At 41.3% G+C, this 13,729-nt stretch carries 11 protein-coding genes; 6 read left to right on the top strand and 5 right to left on the bottom strand.

Annotated elements, in window-relative coordinates:
* Nucleotides 1–5: 5 nt before the first annotated feature.
* A complete protein-coding gene (locus ACZ47Z_RS14655; RefSeq protein ID WP_054752777.1) occupies nucleotides 6–623 on the bottom strand; it encodes a helix-turn-helix domain-containing protein in 618 nt (205 codons plus the stop codon).
* A 239-nt stretch (nucleotides 624–862) separates the two neighbouring features.
* Nucleotides 863–1,033, bottom strand: a complete 171-nt coding sequence (locus ACZ47Z_RS14650; RefSeq protein WP_015527524.1) for a DUF362 domain-containing protein — start codon at nucleotides 1,031–1,033, stop codon at nucleotides 863–865.
* A gap of 310 nt (nucleotides 1,034–1,343) precedes the next feature.
* Here ACZ47Z_RS14650 and ACZ47Z_RS14645 point away from each other — a divergent pair, with 310 nt between their 5' ends.
* Nucleotides 1,344–2,675, top strand: coding sequence for a substrate-binding domain-containing protein (locus ACZ47Z_RS14645; protein WP_464525701.1), 1,332 nt, complete (start codon nucleotides 1,344–1,346; stop codon nucleotides 2,673–2,675).
* A gap of 267 nt (nucleotides 2,676–2,942) precedes the next feature.
* Here the strand turns inward: ACZ47Z_RS14645 and ACZ47Z_RS14640 are convergent, their stop codons facing one another.
* The 3 genes from ACZ47Z_RS14640 to ACZ47Z_RS14630 form a co-directional block, all read right to left on the bottom strand.
* Complete coding sequence (locus ACZ47Z_RS14640; RefSeq protein WP_020437008.1) at nucleotides 2,943–4,346, bottom strand: sensor histidine kinase; 1,404 nt, start codon at nucleotides 4,344–4,346, stop codon at nucleotides 2,943–2,945.
* A 67-nt stretch (nucleotides 4,347–4,413) separates the two neighbouring features.
* Entirely contained in the window at nucleotides 4,414–5,115 is a 702-nt protein-coding gene (locus ACZ47Z_RS14635) for a response regulator transcription factor (protein ID WP_015527527.1), read from the bottom strand.
* 51 nt (nucleotides 5,116–5,166) lie between these two features.
* Nucleotides 5,167–7,542 (bottom strand): endonuclease MutS2, encoded by a 2,376-nt coding sequence (locus ACZ47Z_RS14630; RefSeq protein WP_464525700.1) that lies wholly within the window; start codon nucleotides 7,540–7,542, stop codon nucleotides 5,167–5,169.
* 238 nt (nucleotides 7,543–7,780) lie between these two features.
* Here ACZ47Z_RS14630 and ACZ47Z_RS14625 point away from each other — a divergent pair, with 238 nt between their 5' ends.
* The 5 genes from ACZ47Z_RS14625 (at nucleotide 7,781) to ACZ47Z_RS14605 (ending at nucleotide 13,625) form a co-directional block, all read left to right on the top strand.
* Nucleotides 7,781–9,091: a S1C family serine protease gene (locus tag ACZ47Z_RS14625; protein WP_054752789.1), complete on the top strand. Its 1,311-nt coding sequence runs from the start codon at nucleotides 7,781–7,783 to the stop codon at nucleotides 9,089–9,091.
* 19 nt (nucleotides 9,092–9,110) lie between these two features.
* Entirely contained in the window at nucleotides 9,111–10,055 is a 945-nt protein-coding gene (locus tag ACZ47Z_RS14620) for a 3'-5' exoribonuclease YhaM family protein (protein WP_054752791.1), read from the top strand.
* Nucleotides 10,056–10,150: 95 nt separating this feature from the next.
* Nucleotides 10,151–11,548, top strand: a complete 1,398-nt coding sequence (gene rlmD / locus ACZ47Z_RS14615; RefSeq protein WP_464525699.1) for a 23S rRNA (uracil(1939)-C(5))-methyltransferase RlmD — start codon at nucleotides 10,151–10,153, stop codon at nucleotides 11,546–11,548.
* A 146-nt stretch (nucleotides 11,549–11,694) separates the two neighbouring features.
* A complete protein-coding gene (locus ACZ47Z_RS14610; protein WP_008120506.1) occupies nucleotides 11,695–12,384 on the top strand; it encodes a response regulator transcription factor in 690 nt (229 codons plus the stop codon).
* On the top strand, nucleotides 12,360–13,625 hold the full coding sequence (locus ACZ47Z_RS14605; RefSeq protein WP_054752797.1) for a sensor histidine kinase: 1,266 nt from the start codon (nucleotides 12,360–12,362) through the stop codon (nucleotides 13,623–13,625). Before ACZ47Z_RS14610 ends, ACZ47Z_RS14605 begins: the two co-directional genes overlap by 25 nt.
* The last annotated feature ends 104 nt before the right edge of the window (nucleotides 13,626–13,729 follow it).

Below are 13,729 nucleotides of genomic sequence, written 5' to 3'. Positions count from 1 at the left end.
AAATGCTATGTAAATCTTTTTTTGAATCTCAGTACCGGACTATTCTTCACACTTTCTCTTCGGGTTGCCTGTTGCTGGCGAATCAGGCTGTCCAGTTTACGGAAATGTTCTTCTTCCTGCCGTTCTTTCGCCTGGAAAAGAAAATCCATCTCACGTATGACATCTGCGGTGACCTGAGTGCTGATTTCTTTTTCTAATGCTTTGTTATTTTCAGTAACGACTTCAGTCAGCACTTCTCCGATGAGTGAATGTACATGTTCCAGCTGGGTATTTGTGATGACTTCGACCGGAGTAGTGGTGGTGGCCGGTTTGCACTCAGATGTCAGGTCGGGTGCGGGTGTTTTGGCAATGGCATTCTTTTCCTTGTTTTCAGCGTGTCTCATTATCTGACGTGTAGATTTCAACTCTGGGATCAATGGCTTCAGATCGCGAAGCAGAACCCCTTCATTCTTAAGTTTTTTAATACAGCAAAAGAGCTGGATATCATCCTGGGTATAATATCGATGTCCCATCTCTGTGCGGCCGATCGGAATATGAAGTTCCTCTTCCCAGTACCTTAAGACATGGGATTCTACCTGAACCTTCTTGGCAGCTTCAGAGATCATAAATCTGACTTCACCCATTGATTTTCTATCCTCCTGTTAGAATCATTGCGATTACTGTTCTGATTTCGCTACATTTATTATAGCATAGAGAAATTATGAAAGAAGTGCTAATCGTTCGTCAAATTATGGCAAAAAATGGTAATTGAAGAAAGGTATGGAATACAAGAAAAGAAGTTGTAAAAAAAGAAATCCTGCCGCATCTGAATCAATCAGACGGGCAGGACTTCTGCGTTTTGTGATCACTTAGCGTTTATAAATTATGCTTCAGAGATAGCGCCTGTAGGACAAGCAGCCTCACAAGCTCCGCAATCTACACAAGCATCAGCATCGATCTCATATTTGCCATCTCCTTCAGAAATAGCGCCTACTGGACATTCGCCTTCGCAAGTACCACAGCTTACACATTCATCACTAATTACGTGTGCCATTGTATGTACCCTCCTTTTTTGGATTACGATAGGTTTTTCCCTTTTCGTTATCCTCATTTTAATACAAGATGGGGAAATATACAAGAGTTCCTGATGTATTTATTTGAGTAATTTATAAGTTAGTCTTATAGAACTTATAAACGTAGAAAATAGAAGATTTCTATCCTAAATTAGTAAAAAACAAAAATTCACGAGATTTTAAGAAATTATCTCTTCCATTTTTCGAGGATTCGTGTATCATAATGGATTGAGAGTTAAAAAGTAGAAAACATAGAGATAAAATTGCGTAAATGAAAAGAAGGAGAAAGTTATGCGGAAACGAAATGTAAGAGCAGCGATTGCGGCAGCACTTTGTATGACGGTACTTGCAGCCGGCTGCGGAAAGAAGGCAGATGATCCGGTTTTTACAGGAGATAAGACAGAAGCACCGGTATATCAGGCAAATCTGGATGCAATTAAATCTTCTGCATATGCATCGGCAGACAATCTGGATCTGGAACCTGGAACTTATATTTCTGTAATCGGAAGGGGATCTTCAACACCATATTGGAATCAGGTAAAGGCAGGGGTAGAGCAGGCAGCAACTGACTTGAATACAGCACTTGGCTATTCAGGAAATGATAAGGTGAAAGTATTATACAGTGCACCGGATGAGAATGATAATATCGATCAGCAGGTGAATATTCTGGATGAAGAGCTTGCACGTTATCCGGATGTGATCGCAATTTCCAGTGTAGATGCAAGCGCATGCTCCGTCCAGTTTGATCTTGCGATTGAGAATGGAATTCCGATCGTAGCATTTGATTCAGGAAACAGCTATCAAAATATCCAAAGTACTTGCAAAACGAATAATATAGAAGCGGCAACAACAGGAACAAAGAATTTCTGTGAGAAGATCGGTGACAGTGGGGAGATTCTGTTGCTTGTGCATGATACAGTATCAGATACGGCGAAAGAGCGTGAGGCAGGAATCAAAAATGAACTTGCAGCAAATCATCCGAATGTGACTGTTACAGAGACAATTTATCTGGATCAGCTGGAAATGTTGAAGAAACAGATTGTAGCTGAACAGGTCGGGGTAACACCAGAAGAACTGGCAGCCGCAGAAGCAGGAGAAAAGAAGGAAGAGACAACAGGAACAGGTGATGCTTCCGAGACAATTGCAGATGCAGCATCGAATGCGGATTCTTCATCAGCAGACGAAAGTGCGAATGAGACAGCACAGGAAGTGGACAATGAATTGTCCGAGAAGATGCAGCAGGTCAATGATGGCGCGGCAAAGATGAGTGATGAAGATGCAATTCAATATTATATGGAGAAACATCCTGATTTAAAAGGATGTATTGCTACGAACGAGACAGTAACCCAGCTTGCAATTAAGACGATGGATCAGCTTGATGCAGAAAAACATATTACATTAGTGGGGTTTGATGCTGGAAAAGAGCAGGTCAAGGCATTGAAAGATGGAAAGGTGGATGGACTTATTGTGCAGAATCCTTTTGGAATGGGATATGCGACAGTAGTTGCAGCGGCACGTACAGTTCTTGAGATTGGAAATGAAGCTGAGGTCAACACAGGATATGTGTGGGTGACAGCAGACAATATGAATGATGATACGATAACACCGTTCCTTTACGAATAAGTTGAAAATAAGTCGAACAATTTCATAAAAGAAAAGAGCTTGTCAGGTAAAATAAAAACATCAGGTTTTATACTTCATTCTGAAATTCAGAAATATAGAAGTAATAAAATCCTGATGTTTTTTATTTTATATTAGGAAAGTCCTTTCCTAATAAAAAAACGCTCCGCTCAGGATGCGCACTGCGGCGTACAAGGTAGGTGTCGCAAGCGACCGCCGCAGGCGCAAGAATGTGCCTTGGCACATTCTTTGTTCTGTTCACGTTGTCCTTTAAGCTTTGCTTAAAGAAAAAATAAATTCGGTGCCAACCCCTTCTGTACTGATCACATTGATATGTTCATCGTGAGCCTGTATGATTTCTTTTACGATCGAAAGTCCAAGTCCGGTTCCTTTCTTATCCTTTCCACGGGAAAGATCTGATTTGTAGAAACGCTCCCAAATCTTATTGATTTCCTTTCTTGAGATTCCGATTCCATGATCTTTTACGGAAACAAAGATTTTATCATTTTTCGTTGTTACTTCTACTGTAATAGAAGAGTCATTCTCACTGAATTTAATCGCATTATCCAGAAGATTATAAAGAACCTGTTGGATTTTGCGTCGGTCCGCCATTACATTGATCTGTTCAGACAGTAGAAAGAGCTTAATGGATATATGCTTCTGAGTACAGACACCCTCGAAAGACTGGGCAGTATGTTTGATCATCTCCTGAATATCAAAGGAAGTCTTATTGAGCAGGAGCTCTTTTGTATCAAATTCGTTCAAAGTAAGAAGATCCGTTGTCAGGTCAGTCAGTCGTTCCGTTTCGAAGAGAATGATATTTAAGTATTTCTCATGAAGCTCTGGTGGGATTGTTCCGTCTGCCATTGCTTCTACATACCCCCTAATTGAAGTCAACGGGGAACGGAAATCGTGGGATACATTTGCTACGATCTTTTTCTGATAATCATCAGAGTCTTTCAGTTGTGTAGCCATATAATTCAGTGATGCGGATAAATATCCGATCTCATCATGCCTGTTTACCGGAATCTCGTAATCCAGATTACCCATGGCATATTGCTTCGCAGCTTCTGTGATCAGCAACAATGGTCGATGGACGAAGAAATGGAACCCAAGCAGGAAGATGAAGGACAACAGGAAAATAACTCCAAGAGAAATATAAACCGGAACCATCAGCGTGCGGCATCTTTCGTTGATCAGAGAGACCGGGCTGTGAATGATCAGATATCCCTTTGTATAAAATCCCTGTGTGACAGGAGCCATTACAGTAATCATATCTTCCTGAAAATAATTATGATAGGTTCCGATCATGTACTGGTTGCTCCCGATTTCGGCCGGATCAAAATTATTGACGGATTGTGGCGCAGTAGTATCCTTCAGGTTGGCAGAGGTGATCATTGTACCATCTTTTTCAACAAACCACAGAGAAGAATTAAGATACGTCTTCATAGCAGATAACTGAGAATGAACAGCCCAGCTGGAAGATTCGTTTGAAAAATAGGAAGGCAGATAATTATCCGCAATCATGGTTGCTTCTCTGTATAATGTCTGCGAAGTATCTTTTTCCAGACGTTCGGTGATCAGTTCTGTGGTTAATGTTGCTGTTGTGAAAACACATAAAAACCCGAAAATAATATAAAGTACAATAAATTTTAAATGCAGAACTGCTTTCATAATTTCTCCCTAAGTACTCATCGGTCACCAGATGCTGTTTACAGTATCCAGGACCGATGATTTAAATCTATTTTGTCTCAAATTTGTAACCAATTCCCCATACAGTACTGATATTCCAGTGAGGGTGGTCTTTAATCTTTTCGCGCAGACGTTTAATATGAACATCAACGGTACGAGTGTCTCCGATATATTCATAGCCCCAGATACGGTCTAAGAGCTGCTCTCTTGTGAATACCTGATTCGGTGATGCAGCAAGACAGTAAAGGAGTTCTAATTCTTTTGGCGGCATATCAACAGGATGTCCGTCACACACAACAGAGTAGTTTGTAAGATTGATCGTCAATCCGTCAAACTCTGCACATTTTGTTTTTTCAACAGAAGTATCATTCTGTTGTCCAACCTGATATCTTCTCAGGACAGCTCTTACGCGGGCAACCATTTCCTTAGGGTCAAATGGCTTCATGATATAATCATCCGCTCCGAGTTCCAGTCCGAGAACTTTGTCAAATACTTCACTTTTTGCAGAAAGCATGATGATCGGTGTGGCAGCTTTGGAACGAATCTCACGACAAACCTGATACCCGTCAATTCCCGGAAGCATCAGATCAAGAAGAATCAGATTTGGTTGATAGCTGTCAAAAGCTGCAAGCGCATCTTCTCCATCATATACTAATTTTGTATCAAAACATTCTTTTGTGAGATAAAGAGAAATCAGTTCAGCGATATTCTCATCATCATCTACGATTAGGATTTTCTGTTTTCCAAACATTCTTTTTCCCCCATTAACCATGATAAGGTAGTTGGTAACTGTTTAAAATAATTAGCCAAGTTCTACAATTGTTACACCTGCGTCACCTTCACCAAATTCGGCAAGGTGATAGGATTTTACATGTTTCTGACGACGCAGATATTCATGAATTCCCTTTCTGAGTGCTCCGGTTCCCTTTCCGTGAACTACACGGACAGTATTCAGGTGAGCGAGGATTGCGTCATCCAGGTATTTATCCAGCTCAGCAACGGCTTCATCAACAGTACGTCCGAGCAGATTGATCTCAGGCCGGACAGAAAGAGATTTTCCCATTTTGATTTTGCCTTTTGAAGTACGGTTCATTTTCTTCGGTGCATATGGAGAGACTTCCTCGATAATTTCCAGATCAGAAATGTTGACCTGGGAACTGAGGATTCCCATACGTACGGTAAGATTCCCTTTGGCATCAGGTAGAGAGCTTACGGTTCCTGTCAGGTTCATGCTGAGAACTTTGACAGATTCTCCGAGCTTGAAGTCAGATGCTTTATGCTCTTTCTTTGGTTTCTGTGCTTTCATTGCAGATGCAGATGCTGTATCTTTGATCTTCTTACGCAGCTTCTCGCGTTCCTTTTCCATCTCGGCAGCAGAAATGTTTTCCTTGCCGAATTTACGGAAATCCTTGATCGTCTTGTCTGCAATTTCTTTTGCTTCACGCAGAATGGCGTTTGCTTTTTCATTTGCCTCGCGTAAAATGCGGTCGCGCTGATCATCTAATTTCTCCTGGCGCTGTTTTGCCTGGGCTTTCAGGTCTTCCGCTTCTTTCTTCAATCGTGCGATTTCTTCCTGTTCCTTTTCAATCGTCCGTTTGCTTGTCTCAAGATCAGTAAGAAGATCTTCAAAGGAAACGTCCTGTTCACTGAGCCGTTTCTTTGCATCTTCAATAATATAATCCGGCAGACCTAATTTCCCGGAGATTGCAAATGCATTACTTTTACCAGGAATACCGATCAGCAGACGGTAAGTTGGACGAAGACTTTCTACATCGAATTCACAACAGGCATTCTCCACACCCGGAGTGGAAAGTGCATAGACTTTTAACTCGCTGTAGTGTGTGGTAGCCATTGTACGGATTCCTCTCTGGTGAAGATGGGACAGAATAGAAATTGCAAGTGCGGCACCTTCCGTCGGATCTGTACCGGCTCCAAGTTCATCAAAGAGAACCAGCGAACGTTCATCTACTTTCTTAAGGAAAGAGACAATATTGGTCATATGAGAAGAGAATGTACTAAGGCTCTGCTCAATACTCTGTTCATCTCCGATATCTGCATAAATCTGATGGAATACAGCCAGTTCACTGCGGTCTCCGGCAGGAATGTGAAGTCCGGACTGTCCCATCAGACAGAACAAGCCGACCGTTTTCAAAGAAACAGTTTTACCGCCGGTATTTGGTCCGGTGATGATCAGCAGTGTGAAGTCTTCCCCAAGTGTCACGGTGATCGGAACAACTTTTTTCGGATCGAGCAGTGGGTGACGTCCCTCGCGGATACGGATGCGTCCCTCTTCATTCAGAAGCGGCCGGCTGGCGCGCATGGACATTGCCAGAGCACCTCGTGCAAAAATGAAGTCAAGATCCGTCAGAGAATGGTAATCCGCACGGATTTCCTCGATATATTGTGCGGCTTCTTCACTTAGATTCGCAAGAATCACCTGAATCTCTTCCTGTTCCTTTGCATAAAGTTCTTTTAAGTCATTGTTCAGTTTTACGATTGCCATAGGTTCAATAAAAAGAGTAGAACCTGTTGAAGACTGATCGTGAATGAGTCCCTGTACCTGTCCACGATATTCCGCTTTAACAGGTACACAATAACGGTCTCCACGCATGGTAATGATTGCATCCTGCAGATAAGTGCGAAGGGAACCGTTGACCAGTGTAGTTAAAGTGGCGTGTACTTTGTCATTGATGTTATTAATGCTTCGACGAATTTGCTTCAGTGTGGAACTGGCATCATCACTGTATTCATCTTCGCCGATAATACAGCGGTCGATTTCATTTGAAAGTGGTGTCAGTGGTTCAAGCAGGTTAAAATATTCATCCAGGCAGTCGCAAGCGTCCTCTTGTGTATCATGTCTTCCGTAGGCCTTTACCCTGGCTGCATTTACAAGCAGGCGGGAAATACGGAGAAGTTCTGTGCTGCTGAGTGAGCCACCAATCTCCAGACGCTTCATGGACTCTTCAACCGGTGCAGCGTCACCAAACGAGATACGTCCTTTTTGCACGATTCGTGTATAAGCGGCAGCAGTCTGTTCCTGATAAGTGTTGATCTTATGAAGGTCGGTCATTGGCTTCAAACGACGGCAGAGCTGTCCTCCACGGAAAGATGTCGCTTCTTTTTCAAGAAGAGCAATGATCTTATCATATTCAAGTTTAAATAATGTTTTTTGATTCATTTATTTTCCTCTGTCATTTCAACTTAATACTAATTTTTTAATCATGTAGCTGTTCACAATACATGTGAACAATAACTATTTCCGAGTCTTATTGTACCTTATTATTTCATTAAATAAAAGGCTTTTATAGATATTGAACAATCTATATGAATCAGTTATACTAAGTAATGGAAATGTCCGTGTCGGTTGATTTTGTAGTTGACACGGAAGTGAACAGTCACGAATGAGGTTCATGTCAATGTCAGAAAAGAAAAGTAATGGTCAGGTTCCGGAAGAGGGTCCTGACGGGAAAAATTTAGAACAGTCAGAGAAAAAGGAATCTTTTGCATTTCTCGAAGAGACGATAAAACCAAAGAAGATCAGCAGACAGCAAGGAATGAAACAGCTCATCCGGATTGCAATATGCGGACTGGTTTTAGGAGGCTCTGCATGCCTGGGATTCTTTGCATTGCGCCCGCTTGCACAGCATTTATTTCCTGAAAAGACACAAGTTGTGACAATCCAGGAGGACAATCAATCAGAGGAAGATTTAGCAGAAGGTGACGACACAACAGAGCAGAATGACGCGCAGAATCAGCAGGAGATCAGTTATGTACAGATGATGTCCAAAGCATATGAGAAAGCACTGACAGCGAAGAAGAGTGTGGTATCTGTTACGAAAGGAGCAGAACAGGAGAACTGGAATGCAGAAGCGACCGGAATTGATGAGAGCGTATCTGGTGTGATCGTTGCGGATAACGGACCGGAGATACTGATTTTGTCCTATGCTTCGATCTGCGAAGATGCAAAAGAGTGGTGCGTTACATTTTCAGATAAATCAGAATATAAGGCAAGCCTGAAAAAAAAGGATAAAAATAGTGGATTTGCAATATTTGCGGTAGATAAAAAAAGCCTTTCAGATGCCACATGGAGTGCTTCAAGTGTAGCATCACTTGGTAATTCGAATCTGACAGAACAGGGTGATGTTATATTCGCACTGGGAAATATTTTCGGTTATGCCGGAGGAAGCGGTTACGGAATTGTCAGTTCGTCAAACTATAAAGAAATCGGACGCGATGGAGAGTATAGTGTGATTGCGACCGATATGAGCAGTGCATCCGAAGGAACAGGTATTTTATTCAATCTGGATGGAGAAGTGATCGGAATGATTTCTTCTGATATCTGGAAAGAACGTGGAATACGTACTGCGAATGCTTATGCGATCTCAGATCTGAAGTTGGTTATCCAGCTGTTAGCGAACGGTGCAAGTGTACCTTATATCGGTGTGTCAGGAACAGCAGTGACAAGTGGAATTCAGAAAGAAGAGGGCATGCCGTCAGGAGTCTATGTGATTGACGTGGCAGCAGATTCACCTGCAATGGCAGCGGGCATACAGAGTGGAGATGTGATCTGTTCTGTGAATGGAGAGAAAATTGTAAGCATGAGTGCTTACCGTAAACTGATGTTGACACTGAAAGTAGGAGATCAGATCAAAGTAGAAGGGAAACGCCGAGGATCTGAAGGATATGTAGATATTAAATTTGATGTTACGATTGAAAGTAAAGAATAACAAGTGAAAGAGGCAGAAAATGAGATTTATAGATGGATTATGCGAGGGAGAAACAATTAGGAATGTATATCTTTGTAAAGGAAAACGTTCCGCAGAGACAAGAAATGGAAAGCCGTATGATAATCTGATCCTTCAGGATAAGACAGGAACATTGGATGGAAAAGTATGGGATCCGAACTCCCAGGGAATCGCAGATTATGATGAGAAGGACTTTATCGAAGTTTTTGGAGATGTGATTAATTATAACGGAAATCTTCAGTTGAACATCCGTCAGATCAGAAAGGCGGAAGAGGGAGAATACAATCCGGCAGATTATATGCCGACAACAGATAAGAGTGTAGACGGAATGTACGAGGAACTGACAGCTTATATTCGTCAGATTTCTAACAAATATTTAAGACAGGTGTTGGAATTCTACTATATAAAAGATGAAGCATTTATCAAAAAATTCAAGGCACATTCCGCAGCGAAGACAGTACATCACGGATTTTCCGGAGGATTGCTTGAGCATACACTCAGTGTAACTCGTATGTGTGATTATTTTGCAACAAACTACTCTATTTTGAATAGAGATCTGCTCCTTAGCTCTGCAATTCTCCATGATATTGGAAAAGTGAAAGAACTTTCTGATTTTCCGGACAATGATTATACAGATGAGGGACAGCTGATCGGACATATCGTGATCGGTGTCGAGATGATTGATGATGCGATTCGTTCTATCCCGGACTTTCCGGTGAAGCTTGCTCATGAACTCAAGCATTGTATCGTGGCACATCACGGTGAACTGGAATATGGTTCTCCAAAGAAACCGGCACTGGCAGAGGCAGTGGCACTGAATATGGCAGATTCAACAGATGCAAAGCTTCAGACATTGACAGAACTGTTTAAAGGAAAAACAGGAACAGAATGGCTTGGATATAATCGTCTGTTTGAGTCTAATTTAAGAAGAGCATCTGAGGATTAAATATAACAATAGGAACAACAAGTGTCACTGTTTGCAGAATCTATGTGAGCAGTGGCTATTTGTATAATTAAGAGTAAAATAGAAGAGAGAAAAGAATGAACAAGAATGATATTGTAACAGTTGAAATAACAGATATCGGAGTGAGCGGGGAAGGAATTGGCCATGTGGATGGCTACACGCTCTTTATCAAAGACGCAGTGATCGGTGATGTGATTGAAGCGAAAGTCATGAAGGCAAAGAAGAATTATGGCTATGCCAGATTGATGAAAGTCATCACACCGTCAGAATATCGCGTAGAACCAAAGTGTGCATTTGCCAGAAGATGCGGAGGCTGCCAGATCCAGGAAATGTCTTATGATCGTCAGCTTGTGTTTAAAGACCAGAAGATTCGTGGCAATCTGGAACGAATCGGTGGGTTCACAAAAGACCAGATCGATACAGTGATGCAGCCGGTTGTTGGAATGGAGCATCCGTTTGGTTATCGTAATAAAGCACAGTTCCCGTTCGGAACGGACAAAGAAGGCAATCCGATCACGGGATTCTATGCCGGAAGAACACATGATATCATTGCAAACACAGATTGCGCTCTTGGCGTAGAGCAGAACAAAGAGATTCTCGAGATTATTTTACAATATATGCGTGAAAACAAGATCAAATCGTATGACGAGAAGACTGGAAAAGGTCTGATCCGGCATGCATTGATCCGCTATGGCTTCAAGACAAAAGAAATTATGGTCTGTCTTGTGGTCAACGGAAAGAAACTTCCGAAAGCAGAGCGTCTGATTGAAAAGCTTATTCAGATTGAGGGCATGACAAGTATCACGATCAGTCCGAATACACGAAGAGATAATGTAATTATGGGAAATTCTTATGAAATTCTCTGGGGGCAGGGATATATTACAGATTATATCGGAAATGTAAAATATCAGATTTCCCCATTATCATTCTATCAGGTAAATCCGGTACAAACAGAGAAACTATACGGACTTGCACTTGAGTATGCAGACCTCAAAGGTGATGAAACCGTGTGGGATCTGTACTGCGGAATCGGAACGATTTCCCTCTTCCTTGCCCAGAAGGCAAAACAGGTTTACGGAGTTGAGATTGTGCCGCAGGCAATCAATGATGCCAAAGAAAATGCAAAGATTAATGCGATTGATAACGCAGAATTTTTCGTCGGGAAGGCAGAAGAAGTTTTGCCGGAATATTATGCAGAATATGAGCGAGAGCATAATGGCGAGACAGCTCATGCAGACGTGATCGTTGTGGATCCACCGAGAAAGGGCTGTGACGAGACACTGCTGGAGACGATTGTGAAGATGCAGCCGGAGAAGGTCGTGTATGTAAGCTGTGACAGTGCGACATTGGCGAGAGATCTGAAGTATCTGTGTGCGAATGGATATGAGATCAGGATGTGTAGAGGTGTGGATCAGTTCCCACAGAGTGTGCATGTGGAGACGGTAGTTCTTTTGTCCCAACAAAAAACCAGATGATTATATTAATGTCACGATTGAACTTGATGATGTGGATATAACATCTGCAGAGACTAAGGCTACATATGATGAGATAAAGAGAGTGCAATTGTGGAGGCATTGAAGCATTTTAAGATGAATAGTTAACAAAGAGAGGTGCAGATGCTATGCCAGGTATACTCGTGGTTGAAGATGATGAAAATTTAAATCGTGGAATTACATTCTCACTGAAAAAATCCGGATATGAGGTTTTTTCAGCAGAATCAGTGAAAAAAGCGAAAAGAATTGCAAGTGATAATAATGTGGATGTTACCATTTGTGATGTGAATCTTCCGGATGGGAATGGACTGGAATTTGTAAGGTGGATGAGATGCAATTATAATACATACATTATTTGTCTTACAGCACTAGATCAGGAGATGGATCAGGTCATGGGATATGAAGCAGGGGCAGATGATTATATTACAAAGCCGTTTAGTCTTTCGGTACTTCTTTTGAAAATAGAAGCACATTTCCGCCGCAGACAGGAGAAAACGGAAGCCGGAAAGATGATTTCGGGAGATATCGTATTTATCGCAGGAGAAATGAAAGTCCTGATAAAGAGTCGTGAAATCAGTCTGACAAAAACGGAGTTGAAAATGCTGACTTTTTTTCTGCAGAATCCGAAACAGATTCTTTCAAAAACACAAATATTGGAAAATGTGTTTGATCTGGAAGGGGATTTTGTGGATGAAAATACAATCGCTGTCAATATCAGAAGACTCCGTGAGAAAATCGAAGACAATCCGGCTGCACCGGTCTATATAAAGAATATCAGAGGCCTTGGGTATATATGGAATCAGGAGGTAAGGCAGTGACAAAGAGATATCGCAAGAAGATTACAGTAGTGCTCTCCTTGGTATTACCTGTCATATTATTGTTTGCAATATTAAATTGCTTTACCACGTATGTGTTTTATGAAGATTATAAATATAAAATGAATCTTATGACAGAGATTGCTGCAAAGGAAGAATTTTCCGGGCTGGATGCTGTTTCGGAACTGCTTAAGGATAAGGATATTGAAACTAACGAACAGGGAAGACGATTATTGGAGCAATATGGATACTGGGGAAATAAAGGGAATGCATTTTATATGCAATTCCGGCATCAGGTTATGGTGACCGGTGCTGTAAGCACTGTGATATGCGTGCTTCTTTTGACTTTTTTACTTTATTGGAAGAAAAAAGAAGATGCGTGTCATCAGAAAATTTTAGACCAGTTGGAAGAAATTCTGATCAGATTCCGTGAAAATAAATTTGATGATTTACTGAAAACGGAAAATCATGCAGAACTGGAAAAATTGAATGACCAGCTTGAAGCAATCGGACATCATATTCAGTTGATAAAGGAAGAAGCAAGGGCAGAAAAGGAGAACACGAAAGAAATGGTTTCTGATATTTCTCACCAGTTAAAGACACCGGTTGCAGCTTTGGATACATGTTTTAGTGTGCTGATGCAGAATGACTTAAGTGCCACAGAACAGGAGGAGTTTCGTATCCGTTGTCGGAGTGCTCTGGATGGACTGGAGACATTATTGCAGTCGCTTCTTGAAATATCCAAGATGGAAACTGGACTGATTCAGATTAATAAGAAAAAACTTCCGCTTATGGATACTGTCATATCTGCTGTGAACCGCACTTATCCTAAAGCGGATGAGAAAGAAATTGAATTCGTTTTTGACTATGAAAAAGAGCTGGAAACATGCACGATTATGCAGGATAAAAGGTGGCTTGGTGAAGCTGTGATCAACGTTCTGGATAATGCGGTCAAGTACAGTCCGTGTGGTTCAAAAATATTTATCCGGTTACAAAAAAGAAACGATCTTGTAAGAATGGAAATTGAGGATCAGGGAATTGGTATTCCGCAGAATGAGTATCACAAAATTTTTCAACGATTTTACAGAGGAAGTTCCAAGGAGGTCATGGAAAAGAGTGGTACAGGAATCGGACTTTTTCTATCGAGAGAAATTATCGAAAAACACGCAGGTACGATTACGGTAACCTCCGGCAAAAAGAAAAAAGGAAGCACGTTTGTGATTCAATTACCATATGTTGGTTAAATTTTAAGTGAGCAGAAATCTTACAGAATTGTAAGATTTCTGCTCGTTTTTTGAAAGTGAAATGAAAGATTGTCCTGATACAATTTGGATGTAGGTTGAAAAAT

This window comes from Mediterraneibacter faecis (assembly GCF_055383675.1).
Note: the sequence above shows the minus strand (reverse complement) of the source record. Positions and strands in the feature narration are given on the sequence as shown.